Annotated in this window: 14 protein-coding genes and 1 tRNA gene; 10 read left to right on the top strand and 5 right to left on the bottom strand. The window is 32.4% G+C overall.

All coding sequences use genetic code 11. From position 1 onward, the window contains the following. Positions 1 to 124: 124 nt before the first annotated feature. Positions 125 to 1,363, bottom strand: a complete 1,239-nt coding sequence (locus BUA99_RS03620) for a DUF2254 domain-containing protein (protein WP_072988381.1) — start codon at positions 1,361 to 1,363, stop codon at positions 125 to 127. A 374-nt stretch (positions 1,364 to 1,737) separates the two neighbouring features. Here BUA99_RS03620 and dnaE point away from each other — a divergent pair, with 374 nt between their 5' ends. The 9 genes from dnaE (at position 1,738) to BUA99_RS03575 (ending at position 13,752) form a co-directional block, all read left to right on the top strand. Next, positions 1,738 to 6,297 carry a DNA polymerase III subunit alpha gene (gene dnaE / locus BUA99_RS03615; RefSeq protein ID WP_072988379.1) on the top strand — a complete coding sequence of 1,520 codons (4,560 nt, stop codon included), beginning with the start codon at positions 1,738 to 1,740 and terminating at the stop codon, positions 6,295 to 6,297. A 203-nt stretch (positions 6,298 to 6,500) separates the two neighbouring features. Continuing rightward, the gene (locus BUA99_RS03610) at positions 6,501 to 7,463 is read left to right on the top strand and encodes an outer membrane beta-barrel protein (protein ID WP_072988732.1); all 963 of its coding nucleotides are present in this window, start codon (positions 6,501 to 6,503) and stop codon (positions 7,461 to 7,463) included. A 313-nt stretch (positions 7,464 to 7,776) separates the two neighbouring features. Then, the gene (gene trxA, locus BUA99_RS03605; protein ID WP_072988376.1) at positions 7,777 to 8,094 is read left to right on the top strand and encodes a thioredoxin; all 318 of its coding nucleotides are present in this window, start codon (positions 7,777 to 7,779) and stop codon (positions 8,092 to 8,094) included. A gap of 224 nt (positions 8,095 to 8,318) precedes the next feature. Further along, complete coding sequence (locus BUA99_RS03600) at positions 8,319 to 9,257, top strand: DUF58 domain-containing protein (protein WP_072988373.1); 939 nt, start codon at positions 8,319 to 8,321, stop codon at positions 9,255 to 9,257. An 86-nt stretch (positions 9,258 to 9,343) separates the two neighbouring features. After that, a tRNA-Asp gene (locus BUA99_RS03595) sits at positions 9,344 to 9,417 on the top strand. Between the two features lie 849 nt (positions 9,418 to 10,266). Next, entirely contained in the window at positions 10,267 to 10,725 is a 459-nt protein-coding gene (locus BUA99_RS03590) for a sterol desaturase family protein (RefSeq protein WP_072988370.1), read from the top strand. A 149-nt stretch (positions 10,726 to 10,874) separates the two neighbouring features. After that, on the top strand, positions 10,875 to 12,335 hold the full coding sequence (gene crtD, locus BUA99_RS03585) for a 1-hydroxycarotenoid 3,4-desaturase CrtD (protein WP_072988369.1): 1,461 nt from the start codon (positions 10,875 to 10,877) through the stop codon (positions 12,333 to 12,335). Then, a complete protein-coding gene (locus BUA99_RS03580; RefSeq protein WP_072988366.1) occupies positions 12,332 to 12,973 on the top strand; it encodes a carotenoid biosynthesis protein in 642 nt (213 codons plus the stop codon). Before crtD ends, BUA99_RS03580 begins: the two co-directional genes overlap by 4 nt. A 77-nt stretch (positions 12,974 to 13,050) precedes the next feature. After that, the gene (locus tag BUA99_RS03575) at positions 13,051 to 13,752 is read left to right on the top strand and encodes a DUF3291 domain-containing protein (protein ID WP_072988363.1); all 702 of its coding nucleotides are present in this window, start codon (positions 13,051 to 13,053) and stop codon (positions 13,750 to 13,752) included. Between the two features lie 6 nt (positions 13,753 to 13,758). On the opposite strand, the gene BUA99_RS03570 is transcribed toward BUA99_RS03575, so the two are convergent. Further along, positions 13,759 to 14,616: a class I SAM-dependent methyltransferase gene (locus BUA99_RS03570; protein ID WP_234972895.1), complete on the bottom strand. Its 858-nt coding sequence runs from the start codon at positions 14,614 to 14,616 to the stop codon at positions 13,759 to 13,761. A 543-nt stretch (positions 14,617 to 15,159) separates the two neighbouring features. After that, positions 15,160 to 15,660 (bottom strand): DUF456 domain-containing protein, encoded by a 501-nt coding sequence (locus BUA99_RS03565; protein WP_072988358.1) that lies wholly within the window; start codon positions 15,658 to 15,660, stop codon positions 15,160 to 15,162. Between the two features lie 474 nt (positions 15,661 to 16,134). Between BUA99_RS03565 and BUA99_RS03560 the strand changes: the two genes are divergently transcribed. Continuing rightward, entirely contained in the window at positions 16,135 to 16,611 is a 477-nt protein-coding gene (locus tag BUA99_RS03560) for a hypothetical protein (protein ID WP_072988730.1), read from the top strand. Positions 16,612 to 16,681: 70 nt separating this feature from the next. Here the strand turns inward: BUA99_RS03560 and BUA99_RS03555 are convergent, their stop codons facing one another. Both BUA99_RS03555 and BUA99_RS03550 read right to left on the bottom strand, forming a co-directional pair. Then, positions 16,682 to 17,797 (bottom strand): glycosyltransferase family 2 protein, encoded by a 1,116-nt coding sequence (locus BUA99_RS03555; protein WP_072988355.1) that lies wholly within the window; start codon positions 17,795 to 17,797, stop codon positions 16,682 to 16,684. Further along, positions 17,794 to 18,780, bottom strand: a complete 987-nt coding sequence (locus BUA99_RS03550) for a lysylphosphatidylglycerol synthase domain-containing protein (RefSeq protein WP_072988352.1) — start codon at positions 18,778 to 18,780, stop codon at positions 17,794 to 17,796. Before BUA99_RS03550 ends, BUA99_RS03555 begins: the two co-directional genes overlap by 4 nt. Positions 18,781 to 18,887: the final 107 nt, after the last annotated feature.

Raw genomic sequence — 18,887 nt, 5'->3', positions numbered from 1 at the left:
TTATCATAGAAAAATTTGATTAAAAAATCACTATTTTATTTTGTAATAATGCGACGCTTTTTAAGAGTGTTTTTTTGAATGGTCTGTAAGATCATTAAATGTTTTTGACAGATAGTAGTGTTTCCTACCAAAACTTTTTGTTAGTTTCTATGTTTATTAACTCGCTTAGATCAGAAAAATCTTTTGCTTGACTATTTTTAAAATCTACAATTCTTAATTGCCTCACTATCTCTTTAATTGCTGATTGAATGTAGGGGTCCTTTTTACCGTATTTCCATATTGGGTAGATACAATAATTAAATAACTCTATAAAAGAAGAATTTGGAATGTAAATTCTAGCATCACCATTTGCATCGATTTTAATGTTTTGATAATTATTATAAAGTCGGTATGCAAGCAAATCAGCTAATGAGTGAAGCGCTAACACGGCAGTTCCGGGATCATTTATACCTGGACTAAGTGCTTTTATCGCAATTTCTGCTAATTGCTTAAAACCATAATCAGCATTTAAATCGATAGGCTGCCCGTTGTAGAAATCATTTGCGGCTGCAATATCAAGTAAAATAGAGGGCTTAACTGGATTTTTACTGTAAACGTTTAATAACGGAATGTCTTTTAACAAAAAGCTGCCTTTTTGGTGCAAAAAACTAATATAAAGATTCTCTTTTGAGCAAATATCAAGTAGTGTTTTTTCACTAAATCCCTGAAAGTAATTGGAATGTATTGTTTTTATTTGCACAAAAGGAAGTTCGCTCCAAGTTACGGTCAGTTGCGAATCTTGATTGTATTCTTCTTGTAGTTTTCGCATCGTTTTAACTTGAACTCGAGTAATGACAGTCTCATATTTAACGGATTGAGTAACGTAATCTAAAAAATAAATAAACAGAAAAATATCGATAACAGTTAATAAAATAAGCATATAAATACTTAGTGCTGGAATATAAACTCCGCTGGAAATATCCCTAATGGTGCTTAAAAGAAAAAGAGCATAAACAATAGTTCCAATATAAAACCCTAAAACTGTCTGTTGAAATCGATTTCCTATCATGCTACTCAACACCCGATTTGTCATTTGAGAAGCTGCTTGATTAAGTACAATCATTACCATAGAAAAACTAAATACGGTCAGTGAAATAACAGCACCAGCAATTGTAGAGATGATAGATCTTGCTGTAGTAGCGTCTTTTAAACTTAACCAACTCGTATTCGATTTTATAGTTTTACCCCATTCAGAAAAGTCAATAACTAGCATTACCCATGTGAGTAACAAAAAGCTGATGGCTAATAAAGCAGGATAAAAAGCAATACTTCCCGTGATCTTATTGTAATAAATTCTAAAATGTTTGGATAAATTTAATTTCATTTTATTAAATTATTTTGGTTGAATCGTGTACTTTTTATTTATAGTTAGAATAAAAATAGTTCAAATACTCTCATTAATTCTGAGTTAAATCAAGCAAAAGTGAGAAGTCAAAAATATAAAAAAAATAACTGATTTTTTAGCGTTTAATATTTTAAGGGTTTAGGGATAGTATGTCGTAAACTAATTTAAATATTAATAATTCTAATTTAATTTTAACTTTTAATAATTTTCCCTTTTAATTTGCTAACAAATAGCCTAATTTTGAGATCCCACATTTTATTCTACATATGACTTTTAAAGCGCATACATTCAGCACTTTATAGCTTATAAAAATTTGGAATTTGGAATTTTTAATTTGATTTTTACAAAATTATATGTACTTAATATTCGATACTGAAACCACAGGATTACCTAAGCGTTGGGGCGCACCTATTTCTGATACGGAAAACTGGCCACGCTGTATTCAAATCGCATGGCAGCTACATGATGATATGGGAAAACTCGTCGAGCATCAGGATTATTTGGTTACGCCAGAAGGTTTTAATATTCCTTATGATGCCGAACGAATTCACGGAATCTCTACTGAATTAGCACAAGCCGAAGGAATCTCTTTGGCGGAAGTTTTAGAGAAATTCAATATCGCTTTAGGTAAAGCCAAATATATTGTAGGTCAGAATTTAGGTTTTGATATCAATATTATGGGTTGCGAATTTTACAGAATGGGAGTAGAAAGCCAAATGAGTTCCATGCCCATTCTTGATACCTGTACTGAAGTTACCGCATCCTTATTAAAATTACCTGGAGGTCGTGGTGGGAAATTTAAATTACCAACACTTACTGAATTACACAGTTATTTATTTCACAAACCTTTTGGTGAAGCACACAACGCAACCGCCGATGTGGAGGCAACCACGCGTTGTTTTCTGGAGTTAATTCGCCGTGAGATTTTTACAAAAGAAGAGCTTGATGTTGCACCTGACTATTTTAAAGACTTTCAAAATCGAAATCCTGCCGAAATAAAGCTAATCGGTTTAAAACACATTAATCTCAAAGAGGCATCAGAGAAAATCAGACAGCAATTTGGGGAAAAGCAGGAGCCAGCAGTTTCAAAGAAAGAGCTTTCTGAGAATAAAAAAGTGTTAGTTGATACGCAATTTGTGCATTTGCACAATCACACTCAATTTTCGGTTTTACAATCTACAATTAGTATTCCAGCATTAGTCAAAGCGGCAGCACAGCAAAAAATGCCGGCAGTTGCTATGACTGATCATGCGAATTTAATGGGCGCTTTTCACTTTGTTCGGGATATTTTATATCATAACAAAGCGGCTGAGGCCAAAAATGCAGCTTTGTTAGAATCTGGAGAAGAGCCTACAGAAGTTGTTATGAAACCTATTGTAGGCTGTGAGTTTTTTGTATGTGAAGATCATAAAAATAAATCAGTAAAGGACAATGGATACCAAATAGTGCTTTTGGCAAAAACTAAAAAAGGCTATCACAATCTAGCTAAAATGTCTTCGATAGCATATACCGAAGGATTTTATTATGTACCAAGAATTGATAGAAAAGTCATCCAGCAGTACAAAGAAGATATTATCGTATTGTCTGGTAACTTGTATGGTGAAATACCAAATAAGATTTTGAACATTGGTGAAAACCAAGCAGAAGAAGCTTTGATATGGTGGAAGAATGAGTTCAAAGATGATTTTTATATTGAGGTAATGCGCCACAATCAAGAAGATGAAAATCGAGTGAATACTTCATTAATTTCATTAGCCAGAAAACACGATGTTAAGATTGTTGCCACAAACAACACCTTTTATATAGACAAGGAAAATTCAAATGCACATGATATTTTACTATGTGTGCGCGATGGCGAAAAGCAAACTACGCCAATAGGTCGTGGTCGTGGTTATCGTTACGGGTTACCGAATCAAGAATACTACTTCAAATCGGGAGACGAGATGAAGCAGCTTTTTAATAATTTACCAGAAGCGATTTCGAATATTTCAGAGATTGTAGATAAAATAGAAATTTACGACTTAGCACGAGAAGTTTTACTTCCCAAATTTGAAATCCCTACTGAGTTTGAAGTTCCAGAAGATGCTGCCGACGGAGGAGTTCGTGGAGAAAACGCATATTTGAGACATCTTACATTTGAAGGTGCCAATAGAAGATATCCAGAAATTACCGAGGAAATTCAAGAACGATTGGATTTTGAATTATTAACGATTTCGAATTCTGGTTATCCAGGATATTTCCTGATTGTACAAGATTTAATTGCTGAGGCACGAAGCATGGGCGTTTCAGTAGGTCCAGGACGTGGCTCTGCAGCGGGTTCCGTAGTCGCGTATTGTTTGAAGATTACTAACATTGACCCGCTTAAGTACAACCTGCTTTTTGAGCGTTTTCTGAATCCGGATCGAGTCTCACTCCCGGATATTGATATCGATTTTGATGATGAAGGTCGCAGTAGCGTAATGGACTATGTGATTCGAAAATACGGTTCAAAACAAGTAGCTCAAATTATTACTTATGGTAAAATGGCGACTAAATCTGCCATTCGAGATACGGCTAGAGTACTGGATTTACCTTTATTTGAAGCCGATAAAATTGCGAAACTGATTCCAGGAATGATGCCGTCAAAATGGAATTTAGCTCGTTTTTTAAATGAAAAGGAAGACTTGATAAAAAAGGCTGTTCGTCCGGAGGAATACATAAACATAAAAGAATTAATAAGTCTTGCTAATGAAGATGATTTAGGTGGAGAAACCATTCAGCAAGCTAAAGTTCTAGAAGGAAATTTAAGAAATACCGGTATTCACGCTTGTGGCGTGATTATTACTCCAAGTGATATAACTGATTTCGTTCCTGTGGCTACTGCCAAAGATTCTGATTTGTATGTTACTCAATTTGATAACTCGGTGGTGGAAAGTGCCGGTTTATTAAAGATGGACTTCTTGGGTTTGAAAACGCTGACTTTGATAAAAGATACGGTCAAATTAGTGAAATATAGAAGTGGAATTGATCTTGATCCCGATACATTTCCTATTGATGATTTAAAAACATACGAGTTGTTTCAGCGTGGAGAAACAGTAGGGATTTTTCAATATGAAAGTCCGGGTATGCAGAAGTATATGAAGGAACTGAAACCGACGGTTTTTCCTGATTTAATTGCCATGAATGCTTTGTATCGTCCAGGACCAATCGCTTATATTCCGAGTTTTGTCAAGCGAAAAAATGGTGAAGAAGAGATTATTTATGATCTTGATGCCTGCGAAGAACTACTTAAAGACACCTACGGAATTACCGTTTATCAAGAACAAGTAATGCTTTTGTCTCAAAAACTAGCTGATTTCTCTAAAGGAGATGCGGATGTTTTGCGTAAAGCAATGGGAAAAAAGCAAAAAGAGGTTTTGGATAAAATGAAACCTAAATTCATTAATCAGGCTGCTGAAAAGGGGCACGCTGTGGATAAACTGGAGAAAATTTGGAAAGACTGGGAAGCCTTTGCAGAGTACGCTTTTAACAAGTCTCATTCCACTTGTTATGCATGGATTGCGTATCAAACCGCTTATTTAAAAGCCAATTATCCAGCGGAGTATATGGCTGCGGTTTTGTCTAATAATATGAGTGATATCAAGCAGGTTTCTTTCTTTATGGAGGAGTGCAAGCGCATGGGATTGCAGGTTTTAGGACCTGATGTAAACGAGTCTTTTTATAAATTTACTGTAAATGATGATTATGCAGTGCGTTTTGGAATGGGTGCTATTAAAGGCGTGGGTTCTGGCGCGGTGGCAACAATTGTCAATACTAGAAAAGACGGAAAATATAAATCTATTTTTGATTTAGCAAAACGAATTGACTTACGAGCTGCAAATAAAAAAGCAATTGAAAACTTGGCGCTAGCAGGAGGTTTTGATTCGTTTGGGAACACAACAAGGGCACAGTATTTTCATGATGATGGTGATGGAATTACATTTTACGAAAAAGCGATTCGGTATGGAATTAAATACCAAGAAAATGAAAATTCAGCTCAGGTAAGTTTATTTGGGGAAAGCAGCGATGTGCAAATTGCTGAACCTATTGTTCCTCCATGTGAGGACTGGAGCACAATGGAAAAACTTGCCAAAGAAAAAGAAGTGGTAGGAATCTATATTTCTGGACATCCGCTGGATGATTTTAGATTTGAAATGAAATATTTTTGCAATGCAAAATTAGAAGCGCTAAAAAATATGGAATCGCACCTTAGTAAAAATTTAACATTTGGAGGAATTATCAATAACGTACAACATCGAATTGCTAAAAACGGAAAAGGTTGGGGAATTTTTACCTTAGAAGGATACGACGAAAGTTATGAGTTTAAAATTTTTGGAGATGAATATTTAAAGTTTCGTCATTACTTCATTCAAAATAATTTCACATTTATGAAAGTATTGGTAAAGGAAGGCTGGGCTGATCGAGACACAGGAAAAAAAGGGGAGCCAAGGTTACAATTTACTGAGGTCAAGCAATTACAGGATGTTTTGCAAGAATTTGCTAAAAAATTAGTCGTTCTACTGAATATATCTGATTTAGAGGCTGATTTTATTCATAAACTAAGTCATATTTTTCAGGAAAACAGAGGGGATAAAACGGTGTCATTTGAGATAATGGAGTTAGAAAAGACGAAACGATTAGTTGAAGTTGCTACCGCTGAAACCCAAGATGATGAAGATGAAAATTTAGTTTTTGTTGAGGAGAATGATGACGTTGAAATGGGAAGTGGTGAAATCTCAGCTTTAGCGGTATCTGCAAAAGTAAAAGTTGAAGAAGTGGAAGAAATCAAAGTAGTTACTAAATTAATAATGCCTAGTAGAAAATTGAAAGTTAAAATTTCAAATGAGCTATTAATAGAATTAGAAAAAATGCAAATTAATTTTAAACTGAATTAAAAAATTCTCTAACGATTTAAACTTTAAGAATAATAAGGGTAAAGCAGAAGTTTTTAAAATAATAAAATTAACAAGCGTTTATTTTAATAACGAAACGCTTTGATTTTAAAGTATATGTAATTTACTTGTATAGAATGTAATCTACTTTGTGGAATATTTATTTATAAAGGTTTATTTTTGTTTAAATGATAAAAAATGAAATTATGAAAAAGAATCTTTTTGCATTAGGATTTATGATTTGCTCTTTGACAATGATGGGGCAGAGTGATACAAAAGAAAGTTGGTATTTTAAAGTAGGAGGATCTTACTTTACTCAGACTGCAGCGACTGAATTTCCTACGGTTGGAGGTCAGTTAGCTAATAGGGATATTTATGTTGGAACTTTAGGAGGAAATAAATTAGATTCAAGAGAAAGTGTAACTGGATCTTTTGGTGAAGGTTTTAGAACTGGAATCACTGCAGGTTATCGTTTTAATCAACGTTTAGGAGTTGAGATGGGTGTTAATTATTACACTAGCAATTCTAAAACTATGGCGCAAACAACTGATAGACTTGTTTCATATAATCCAGCTTCTAGTCCAGCAGCAACCTATTTGAGTTTTACCGCTGAAGGACAAATTAAAGCTTTCGATTTAGCTCCAGCAATTGTTTTGTTTTTGGGAGAGTCTAATGGTTTCGAACCATATACTAAAGTTGGAGTTATTGTACCTGTTTACGGCACATTAGACATTAAAACTAATAGAAATTACTCAACTTTTGTAGGAGCTACTCAATTAGCAAATACAGAGGCTTATTCTAAAGATGTTGTAAAACCTAATCCAACAGTAGGATTTATGTCAGCTTTGGGAACATCGTACAAATTAGGTAAAAATATTTCTGCTTTTGCTGAATTAGAATATCGCAACTTCACAGTTCATGGCAAAACGAAGGAAACAACTATTTACACGGAGAATGGTGTAGATAAATTAAATACACCTACTAATTTCCGTCAAGATGCATCGTACTCAGCTATTCATTCTAATTACGTTAAGCAAATTAATGGTAATTCAAATAGTCAAGTAACGAACGCAGCTAATTTTGATAATACTAAAGCAGATGATGATATTAGCTCTTACGTTGGCATTTCTGGTTTAGGGTTAACTTTAGGTTTGAAATATAGTTTATAAAAAGATTTTTATTAAATATAAGGAGAGAGGTTGTCAATTGGCAACCTCTTTTTTTTTGACCCTAACTAATTCGGGATATTTATATTTTCTTGTTATTAAACGGGAATACAAAAGTTAAAACGTGGTGATGTCAACAGAAACGAAGTCGAGCAAAGGTTTTAAGTATAGAGTTCTCTAAAGGGGACACATAAAAATTGTCAATGATTGCATAATCAAAACTAATTTTTAAGTATTGTTTAGTCCTTTTTTAATTTCTAAATTTGCATGTAAGTTTTGAATGAAGTCAGAGCTTTTAAACTTAAAATAAAACAATATGGCATTAGCAATAACAGATGCTACTTTTGACGAAGTAGTTTTGAAATCAGATAAACCGGTAATGGTAGATTTTTGGGCGGCATGGTGTGGACCTTGCAGAATGGTTGGTCCAATCATTGACGAGTTAAGTGCGGAGTACGAAGGTAAAGTGGTAATAGGTAAAGTTGACGTTGATGCAAATCAAGAATTTGCTGCAAAATACGGAGTGAGAAACATACCAACGGTTTTAGTTTTTCACAAAGGTGAAGTAGTAGGTAAACAAGTAGGAGTAGCTCCTAAGCAAACTTATGCTGATAGTTTAGACGCTTTGTTGTAATCGTAAGATTATGATTTATATAGGATCTTTGTTGATTCAAGGAAAAGGTTTGACGAAAGTCAGACCTTTTTTTTGCTTCAAAATGAATTGGTCAGGTGTTAAAAGCTTCGTAATTTAGTTTTCGAATAGAAAACTGATATTGAATTGAGCAATTTTATATTTAACTAATTTTTTTTGAATGTTTTAATTTGTTATGTCGGTCAATCTTTTGATATATTTGATACATGAAAATAGAATCGCAAATAGAAAAAATATCTAGTTTTCAGCACCTTGAATTGTTGGCAAACCAAGTAGTGGAGGGCTTTATTTCTGGAATGCATAAAAGTCCGTTTCATGGATTTTCGGCTGAATTTGCGGAACATAAGGTTTATAACGCAGGAGAAAGCACGAAACATATCGATTGGAAGCTGTTTGCTAAAACGGATCGATTATTTACGAAACGATTTGAGGAGGAAACGAACTTACGTTGTCATATTATTGTTGACAATTCCTCATCCATGCATTACCCAAAGTTGAAAGGGAGTCAGAATTTCTTTGAAAACAAAATTGGATTTTCAGTTTTAGCAGCTGCAGTTTTAATGAATCTTTTAAAGAAGCAACGTGATGCTGTAGGGCTGAGTGTGTTTTCAGATAAATATGAGTACTACGCGCCTGAAAAAGGTAGTGATCGTCATCATCGAATGATTTTGAATGCACTAGAAGGTCTACTAATAAAACCTATCATTCAAAAATCGACAGATACAGTGACTTTTTTACATCAGATAGCTGAAAAAAGTCATCGACGTTCCATGATTATATTATTTACGGATATGTTTCAAACAAGCTCTGGAATAGATGATAATGAAGCTCTGTTTAATGCTTTACAACATTTAAAGCATAACAAACATAAAGTAGTTTTATTTCATGTCCTTGATAAGAAAACTGAGCTAAATTTTGACTTTGATAACGCACCTAAAAAGTTTATTGATTTGGAAACTGGTGAGGAGGTCGCTGTTTTTGCTGATAATGTAAAGCAAAAATACGAAAAACAGGTACAAAGTTACTTTCAAAAATTAGCATTAACTTGTTCACAAAACAGAATAAAGTATATTCCAGTGAGCGTTGACGAAAGTTTTGAAAAAATATTAATAACATACTTAGTTGAAAAACAAAACTTTGGATAATAGATCGCAATTTTATCAAATATTTTTTCAAAAAACACTTGTGTAAATGGAAATCTATCGTATCTTTGCCACCGCAATAACGCAGAGGTTTGGTAGTTCAGTTGGTTAGAATACATGCCTGTCACGCATGGGGTCGCGGGTTCGAGTCCCGTCCAGACCGCAATATTGGGGAGAGCCTTTCGTAACAGAAAGGCTTTTTTGCCCACTTTAATTTTTTAAACGTTAGTTGTGTTGTTTGCTACGAATTTGTAACTCGTAGCGGGTTTAGTAGTTAGACCAATGAAAAGCTTTTCACTTAATTGTGAATAGCTTTTTTGCTTTTAGGGCTATTATTAAATAGTTTAAATCAACAATATAACTGGGAGATTACGCAAATAATTTCGGATCAAATTGCAAGGTTGTGAAATAACAAAATAGAGGATCAATAATTTTACTGGGAAAGGCAAATTGTAATATATCGGAATATTGGAAAGCAAAATTAATTTGCTCCAACAAAATCAGATGAAGCACTTTTAAGTTTAAAATTATTGTTCTAATTTTTTTTTAAATTTATTTATTGATAATCAAAAATTCTTTTATTGTTAGACTAATAAATATTTTATAATCTTCATGATAATATTTTCAATTCAATTTATGAAGATATCAGTATAGTTTAATGCATTTGTTTTGGATATAAAATTAGCGAACTTGTAATTATGCAAATTTCAGTGATGGTTTATTTTAGCTATCGTAAGGAAAATTATTTTATATTTCGCAATTTATCGATAGAAAAAATAATGGATTTATTATCTTCCTTCCTCTATTTAGATTTATTATTTTCCAGATACAAACATGTATTTACTAACTTGAATGATTTAATATTATCTTTTTAAATACTTATCTTTGCACTCATTGCGATCAGTAAAAAATACAGACAATAAAAAGTGCTTTTCTTTTTAAAAAGTGCTGAAGTTATTATGTATTCATCGTAGCAGTGTAAAATATAAGTTTGATTTTTAAAATAACAGATATGGGTTTTCTAATTATTTTTTTAACTTTTTGGGGAATGGAATTCATGGCTTGGCTTACACATAAATATGTGATGCATGGTTTTTTGTGGAATTTACATTTCGATCATCATACTCCTAATAAGGAATTGTTTTTTGAAAAAAACGATGCTTTTTTCTTGATTTATGCAATACCGTCATGGTTGTGCATTATGTTAGGTTCGATGTTTGGTTATTGGACAGTGATGTACATAGGTTTTGGTATTTTAGCTTATGGTCTAGCTTACTTTTTAGTTCATGAAGTCTTTATTCACCAGAGGTTTAAATGGTTTAGAAATACGGATAATGTATATTTAAAAGCCATTCGTAGAGCGCATAAGGTTCATCACAAACACAGAGGAAAAGAGGAAGGCGAATGTTTCGGGATGTTAATTGTTCCTTGGAAGTTTTTAAAACAAGAACTTAAAAAAGTAAATGTTTAAAGCGGTGAGTTTATGTATGATTAATCAGCTACCTTTTCTATTCGTTTTTTAAAATAAAACTATTTTTTTTGACTGTTAAAACTAATACTTTCAATGTTCGACATTCACTATTACACTAACAGCTCCATATTTTTAATATTAAATTTTCTATGAAGCAGGCAATAATTGTTGGTTCTGGAATTGCGGGACTTGCCGCTGCAATTCGATTGCGAAACAAGGGTTACGCTGTTCAAGTTCTTGAAAAAAATTCCTATCCTGGTGGAAAACTCACTCAAATTAAAGGCAATGGTTTTAGGTTTGATGCCGGGCCATCACTTTTTACAATGCCTAATCTAATTACCGAACTTTTTACTCTTTCTGGAAAAAAATCTTCTGATTATTTCAATTTTGATCAACTTGATGTCTTATGCAACTATTTTTACGAAGATGGAACACAAATTATAGCAAGTTCAGACATTGATGCTTTTGCAGCAGAAATGGAAAAAAAAACAACTGATTCTGCTGAAAAAGTAAAAAAGCATTTAATTAAAAGTGCTTTTATTTATGGGGCTACTAAAGATCAATTTCTTAATAAATCACTTCACAAGATAAATTCTTTCCTTTCGTTATCGACTTTGACTGCTGTGTTCAAAATGCCGTTTTTGAATATTTTTAATTCAATGAATCAAGTCAATGAAAATACTTTTTCCGATTCTAAAACGATTCGATTATTCAATAGATATGCCACCTACAATGGATCTAATCCATACAAAGCGCCAGGAATATTGAATATAATCCCTCATTTAGAGTTTGGTCTTGGCGCTTACTTGCCGCGAGGTGGAATGCACGAGATTACTAATAGTTTAGTAAAATTAGCAAAAGAAATAGGAGTCGAATTTCACTTTAATCAAGAAGTAATTGCGATTGAGACGGAAAACAATCAAGCTAAAACGGTTGCTACTAAATCTTCTAATTACGCTGCTGATATTGTAGTATGTAATGCTGACATTCATACCGTTTATGAAAAATTAATTCCTTCTGCAAAAAAATTAAAAGAAGTAGATAAACAAGAACGATCGAGCTCTGCACTTATTTTTTATTGGGGAATCAATAAAGTATTTCCGCAATTAGACGTGCATAACATTATGTTTACGGAGGATTATAAAGCGGAATTTGATCATATATTTGAAGCCAAAACTATCTACGAGGATCCAACTATTTATATCAACATTACGAGTAAAAAAATTGAAGGAGACGCTCCTCAAGGAAAAGAAAATTGGTTTGTAATGATTAATGTCCCGTCAGTTTACGGTCAAGATTGGGAAAATTTAATTGCCGAAGCTAGAAAGAATATTTTAAGCAAAATTTCAAGAAATTTAGGTGAAAACATAGAAGATCTTATCCAATTCGAGCAACAATTAACTCCCCAACTTATAGAGGATAAAACATATTCGTACAAAGGATCTCTTTATGGAACATCTAGCAATAATAGATTTGCGGCTTTTTTTCGCCATAAAAATTTTTCGTCGCAGTATAAGAATCTGTATTTTTGCGGTGGGAGTGTACATCCAGGCGGTGGAATACCTTTGGCAGTATTGTCTGCAAAAATTATTGATAAATTTATAAAATGATAAAAAACATATCAGTAGAAAATCGTTGGATTGGCCTTTTGTTGTTGTTCTATTTTTTTGGAACACTCGGAATATCTCTGGATCAATATAAAAATCTTTTTTTACCCCTTACACCGTTTAATTTATTATTGACATTATATATTTTTTACAAAGTAAATAATGACTACAGTAAAAAGTTTTTAATTTTATCAGTGCTAATTTTTTTGATAGGGTATTCAGTTGAGGCTGTTGGAGTAGCGACTGGCGTGTTATTTGGAAGCTATTCGTATGGCAACCTGTTCGGAATTAAGGTTTTTGAAACTCCGTTATTGATTGGTGTCAATTGGTTGTTTTTATCATTAAGTTCTTACGGTGTCATCCAGTATTTTACTAAAAAACCATTTTTTCTAATCATTTTGCCATCTATGATCATGACTGGCTTGGACTTTTTTATTGAACCCGTTGCTATGAAATTAGGTTTCTGGGGTTGGGAAAATAGTGTTGTTCCCTTTCAAAACTATATAATGTGGTTTGCAACCAGTAGTTTAATTCATGTATTGATTTATTTTTTTAGTCCTAAAATAAATGCTAAGATTAGCTTTGTTGTTTTACTTGCGCAATTTGTTTTCTTTGTGAGTTTATATTTTTTAATCACCTAAAATTAAATAGCGAATAGAAAATATTTTTACTATTTAATATTTATTTGCACCTAATATCAATTTGAATCTTTTTTAACATGAGCAACCAAATCACTACAATTACTTTTTTTAAATATGCTTCTTTTAGTGATAAGGTTTGGGGTTTTGGAATGATGCAATTCGCTAACAAAGATTTGAAAAAAGTGAAAGGTTTAACTTTCTACAGATTGATGGGCAGTGGAAAAGGTCGAGGTTTCAACCCTTTGCCTGATTGGTCTGTATATTGCTTACTACAAGTTTGGGAATCAGAAGAAACAGCTCAAACCTTTTTTAATTCTTCCCATTTAATGAAAGAGTATAGCAGGCATACAGAAGAGATTTATACCCTTTACATGAAAAATATTTCAGCATCTGGTACTTGGGTTGGAAAAAATCCTTTTGAGAAAACGGCAGAACTTGAGCTAAATTTACCTATTGCCATTATTACTCGAGCAACTATAAAATGGAACTGGCTCATAAAGTTCTGGAAATATGTTCCCACTTCTGAAGAAGGTTTAGACGGGAACGAAGGCTTGATATACACAAAAGGGGTAGGCGAGGTTCCCATTATCCAAATGGCGACTTTCAGTTTGTGGAAGGATTTTGAATCGGTAAAACAATTTGCATACAAAAGCAAGCAACATCAAGAAGCCATTAAAAAAACGCGTAAATATGAATGGTACTCTGAAGAGCTTTTCTCTAGATTTCAGCCCTACAAATCATCTGGAACTTGGGAAGGAAAAGATCTTTTGAGTTTATAAAAGTTATTATTGTGGTGTTGCTATTATGGTCATAATGCCAAGCGATGATCTCTTTTCTAACCATTTTTTAGGCATAAATTTTACCATACCAACCATAAAATTCCAAAATTCGTCTTCCATATTTTTATCCCATTGTATTCCCTTTTTTTCCATTTCGCTCATCCAATAAAGCAAGTAGGGATCCATAGTACCATACGTTAGTAATTTTGTCACTTTCCAGCCGCTATTGTTGAGCAATATTTCGATATTACTAGGAGAAAATAGTGAAATATGTCGCGGTGTATGCCAACCAGCCCAATGTTCGTTATATTTTTTTCTACTTGATGAGTCAAAGTTAGGAACTTCGATAACCAGTGTTGTTGATGGTTTAGAAATCGATTTTAAATAAGTAAGATTTTCTAATGGAGTGTAATCGTGCTCTAAATAATGCCACATCGTGATTACGTCAGGTTTCAAATTACTTGGTAGTTCTTTAATTTCCGCTACTTGCAAATTTATTCCTTCAAAATCAACCTCGTGTCCCTTCCATCCTTCGTTACTAAAATCAATTCCCATTGTTTTGCAATTTAATTTTTGCGCACAAACTTTTAGAAAAGTTGGTTTACCACAACCAACATCCAAGATTAATGATTCTGATGAGATTAAATGAGCGTCTTTTATCCGTTGTAAGCGCTTTAAATCTAGTTTTTTCTGGCTCCCTTCAACTAATTTTTCAAATTTCCCCCAAGCTTCTGAACCTCTGTACGGTAAGTAGTGCGAAGAGTAATAATCTTTTAATTCGTTTAATTCCACTCTTGGATTTAAGAAAACTAGGTGGCAATCGGAACATTGATCAAAATTAAACAAGTCTTTGCTTGAATGCATTTGAGCTGTTGTTTGTATAAAAGATTTAAAGACTTTTGAGTTGCAGACAGGACAATTATGGAGTTGATGCATGATTGGAGCGTATATTTTTTATAAAATTAATAGGTTTTTTCGAAAGTAAAAAAGAGTCCTAAATTATATTTTAAAGATTTTATAATTATCTTTTTTCAACTTGCTAAATGTATCATTTTCAAAGATAATTTAAATTTTATTATTTTTATTGTTGGAATTGTTTAATAATAGAATTTCACTTTGAAAGTATCAAAGGTCAAATATTAAATTTGTTAATTCGCTTCTTAAGGGCAATTCAGTTTGCATCTAAATTAATATGGAATTTAATCTTTTCTATCAAAAATGAAATACTGTATGCTCCATTGGTGCTTCCACTTATCATTTTACGACCGCTAAATTTTTAAAAAAATATTATAGTGCAAGCAGTAATAGTGGCTAAAAGTTCCTTTTGCAACTAACGGTTTTACACAAAAGAAATCTTCATCGAATTTGATGGCGTTATGATCGTATCATTTCAATTCCTAAAAACTCTTAAAACAGTTGAGATTTATATTTCCATACGATCCAGAAAAATAATCCCAAATACATTATACAAATTATAAATTTCATAAAACTAGAAGCTAAAAACCCTATGAATGAGCCTGTTGCAGCTTTTAAAGCTCGTTTATGATTTTTAGAATCATAAATTAGTTCTCCTATTAATGCACCTAAAAACGGACCTATAAGAAAACCAAAAGGAATAGGAGCAATGATACCAAGCACTAACCCAATATTTGTACCCCAAACCCCGTAGGAGCTTCCGCCGAATTTCTTAGTTCCTTGAGATGGAATTACAAAATCTAAAACCGAGATAACAATTGTAATGATCAAAGCTATTCCAAGAATCCAATAATTAGCCGGAACAGCAGTAGTAAAATAGAGTAGTAATATACCGAGCCAACTTATACTTGGACCCGGCAAAACTGGCAAAAAACTTCCAATTAATCCTATGATTATGCATAAAAAACTTAACAGAAGAAGAAAAATATCCATAAACTTATATTTAGTATTTTGGAAAAGTTAACAAATTAAAAAATGAGGCGTATTTTTAAACTATATCTGTCAATTAATAGGATCTCCTTTTTTGGTTTTTATCTTTAAGTTTAAAAACTAAAAATGTCAATTATGATGTGCCCGATAGCAGTGTGAAAGATAGCATTTATAATAAAAATAGACTAAAAGTATTGAATTTTTCGCTGAAAGAATTTGACGTATTATTTTATTAATTCTGTGATAAGAAAGATAGTTCTACCATTGTTCTTTCGAGGAAATAATTTTATAATTTTACCATTCAAACAGCTATTTTTCGATTTGATTGGCCTATTTATATCCAGATAAAAAAAATGCTGCCAGCAAAACTAGAAAGAAGTGGTTTGACGAAACTTACGAAAATTATCTACTTTCCAAAGTCATACAAAATAAATAATCGTATTTTTAAGCCTTATTACTGAATTGAAAACTAAAATCTTGAAAAACTATCACCTTTTTTTAGTAATTATACTGTTCAATTCTTGTCAGTATTTCGAAAAGCAAGTGCCTTCAGAGAAGGAATTGTTACAAAAAGAATTAAAATCTATCAACTGGAAAGAGGTAGATGAATATCCATCTCTTCAAGACTGTGAGAAAATTGATGATAAGATTCAAAGAAAAAATTGTTTTTTTGAAGTATTAACACAGTTAATTCAAGAAAAGCTGAGCACTGATACACTTTCGCTGCTGTATCCTAAACTAGATACTATTGAAGTAAAAGTGACTATTTTCCCAAATGCGACTATGCAATTTGAACCACAGTTTGCAAAGGACTCACTAAACTATGACCGAGTCAAAATTGACAGTATTTTAAAATTGCGTTTAGTTAATTTTCCAAAAGTAAATCCAGCAATAAAGCGCGGCGTTCCGGTGAAAACTCAATTTATTCTACCAGTAATTATAAAAGTAGAATAGTTTGCCATTTTTAATAAAGAGAACTTTAGATTTACATTGTATTCAGTAGTTGCGCAATTTATTTTAGACGTCAAAATTTCCTTCCTTTCCATTCATATTTTCCTGATAGTGAATAAAGAGCTACTGCAACGCTGAAAAAAGGATAAATCAAACTACTCAAAATTAAATATTGTATTTTAGTTTTAGTAAGAAAGTGATTTGATTTGAAAATTAAAATGGTGTCGATTATAAATTTGGATAAAACAATAAAAATTAAAAAAATCCAAGTAGTATAATTTAAAACCAGCAGTGCCAAACTAAGAGTGATGCTTAGGTTTCCTAAGAAGACAATCAAACCTAACATTTTGCCAAAAACGCTGTGATAAGAACTTGTTTTTGATGCCCAGCGAACTCTTTGATAAAAGAGAGATTTCCATTCGAATAATGGTTTTGTAATTACAATTGCCTCTTGAGATTTTAAATAACGAACTTGCTCTGGAAAGCGCTTCACTGCTTTTTGCAATAAAAAAACATCATCTCCACTTGCTATTTTATTGTTTCCACTAAACCCTTCTAGTTCCTCAAAAATGGATTTAGTGTAAGCAAAGTTAGCACCGTTGCACATAAATGCTTTTTTTATTCCAAAACTTCCTATTGTCGCTCCTTGTAAACTTGCTAAATCTAACTGCTGAAAATGATGAAGAAATGAATTATTGCATTGATAAGTTACTGCTGCTGCAATCATAGCAACATTTTCTGTTTGAATGAAACTATCGAGTGATGATAACCAGTTTTTTGGAACTAGACAATCGGCATCAGTGGTAATCACCCACTCGCTGGTCACATATTGCATTGCGGTTGTAATCGCATCTTTTTTAGGAGAATTTGAGACTCTGCTGTTTTTTATAATTTGGATTTTATATTTCGTTTTTTCAATCTCAAAAAGATCTGATGATTCATCATCTACGAGAATAATTTCAAATAAATGAAGTGGATAATTAAGTTTTGAAAAACTTTCTAGTAAAATAGGTAAGTTTTGAGCTTCATTTCGAAATGGAACAATGATTGTAAATTTTGTGACTGCATCTTTTAGAATTGGCGTCAAGCTAAAGTGATCAAAATAATTTACTTTGTCGAAGCCATAAATTAAAAGTGTAATTGCAACTATGTAAATAAAGATTATGGAAGCTAAAATTAACGTAATCATTTTTTTATGGTTAAATTAATCTCACTCAGGGATGTGGATGTAGTGATTTTATTGCTTTTAAAATTCAGTACGTAGTAACTGCCAATTATCACTGGTAGCACAACATTTAAAAACCACATTAACGTCGAGATAAAGATGACAATCCATTCATTTACGCCTAAAATTCCAAAAAAGTAAACTGCAACACTTCCTTTCACTGCAAAGTCTAAGAACTGAAATGTAGGTAAAGAAGAAGCTAGAAAATAAACAGAAGAAATGGTCGCAATCAAAGTTAAGTAGGGTAAATCAACATCAAAAGCGAGAAACAAAAAATAATATTGATGGGAGAAAACCGTGTATCTGCAAATGCCTAAAAAGATGTTTTTTTGATGAATCGATTTTGGAATTTCATTGATTTTATGAATTAGTTTTTCTATAGAATAGCCTTTGAGGGTAATTTTTTTTACAAAAAATAATAGGATAAAAAGTAAAAGGAGTGCTCCAAAAACTATTGCTACAGTCTGCGAAGTAATCACTGCATATTTTGTGTTAAAATAGAGTAATCCAAAAACACCAAAAATAACGGTTAAAACCATTTGAATTCCGTTGCATATAAGATTTAAAAAAACAACTTTCTTAGTGTCTTTTTTATCGTAATATAAAGCTTTGCCCGCATATTCGCCTACGCCATTTGGAGTAAAAAGTCCAGCTGTAAGCGCAGCAAGAACTTGCTTTGTTGCTTCTGCTATATTTATCTTTTGAATATATTGTACTAAATTATGCCATTTTAAAATTTCAAAATAACGATTCATAACACTCAGTACTAGAATGAATGTGATCCCTAAAACAGACTGATTTTTTTGGAATAAAACAATGAACTTTTGCCAGTCGAGTTTATCATTATTCGCCAGTTGATTGTATATAAAATAAAAGGCGCCACCTACAATCAAAAGTTTGATTAGAAGTACCAAGAATTGCTTAGTTTTGTGAGGAATTGAAATCATAGTTGCAAAGTAAAGGAAAAATCAAATCGTAAAGGCTATTATGTAAAAATTCACAAAAAAACGGCAAAGCTTCCCCTAGTTTATAAAGTAGCTTTAAAAAATTATTG

Origin of the sequence: Flavobacterium segetis (assembly GCF_900129575.1) — a bacterium.
Taxonomy (GTDB): domain Bacteria; phylum Bacteroidota; class Bacteroidia; order Flavobacteriales; family Flavobacteriaceae; genus Flavobacterium; species Flavobacterium segetis.
The sequence above is the reverse complement of the archived record's forward strand: the minus strand, read 5'-3'. Positions and strand labels throughout refer to the sequence as shown.

What these genes read in the sequence shown, in the direction of transcription:
- BUA99_RS03550 (WP_072988352.1), bottom strand. Translation starts at nt 18,780, where the DNA reads ATGATTTCAATTCCTCACAAAACTAAGCAATTCTTGGTACTTCTAATC.
- BUA99_RS03600 (WP_072988373.1), top strand. Translation starts at nt 8,319, where the DNA reads ATGAAAATAGAATCGCAAATAGAAAAAATATCTAGTTTTCAGCACCTT.
- BUA99_RS03610 (WP_072988732.1), top strand. Translation starts at nt 6,501, where the DNA reads ATGAAAAAGAATCTTTTTGCATTAGGATTTATGATTTGCTCTTTGACA.
- crtD (WP_072988369.1), top strand. Translation starts at nt 10,875, where the DNA reads ATGAAGCAGGCAATAATTGTTGGTTCTGGAATTGCGGGACTTGCCGCT.
- BUA99_RS03565 (WP_072988358.1), bottom strand. Translation starts at nt 15,660, where the DNA reads ATGGATATTTTTCTTCTTCTGTTAAGTTTTTTATGCATAATCATAGGA.
- trxA (WP_072988376.1), top strand. Translation starts at nt 7,777, where the DNA reads ATGGCATTAGCAATAACAGATGCTACTTTTGACGAAGTAGTTTTGAAA.
- BUA99_RS03590 (WP_072988370.1), top strand. Translation starts at nt 10,267, where the DNA reads ATGGGTTTTCTAATTATTTTTTTAACTTTTTGGGGAATGGAATTCATG.
- BUA99_RS03575 (WP_072988363.1), top strand. Translation starts at nt 13,051, where the DNA reads ATGAGCAACCAAATCACTACAATTACTTTTTTTAAATATGCTTCTTTT.
- dnaE (WP_072988379.1), top strand. Translation starts at nt 1,738, where the DNA reads ATGTACTTAATATTCGATACTGAAACCACAGGATTACCTAAGCGTTGG.
- BUA99_RS03620 (WP_072988381.1), bottom strand. Translation starts at nt 1,363, where the DNA reads ATGAAATTAAATTTATCCAAACATTTTAGAATTTATTACAATAAGATC.
- BUA99_RS03555 (WP_072988355.1), bottom strand. Translation starts at nt 17,797, where the DNA reads ATGATTACGTTAATTTTAGCTTCCATAATCTTTATTTACATAGTTGCA.
- BUA99_RS03570 (WP_234972895.1), bottom strand. Translation starts at nt 14,616, where the DNA reads ATGCATTCAAGCAAAGACTTGTTTAATTTTGATCAATGTTCCGATTGC.
- BUA99_RS03580 (WP_072988366.1), top strand. Translation starts at nt 12,332, where the DNA reads ATGATAAAAAACATATCAGTAGAAAATCGTTGGATTGGCCTTTTGTTG.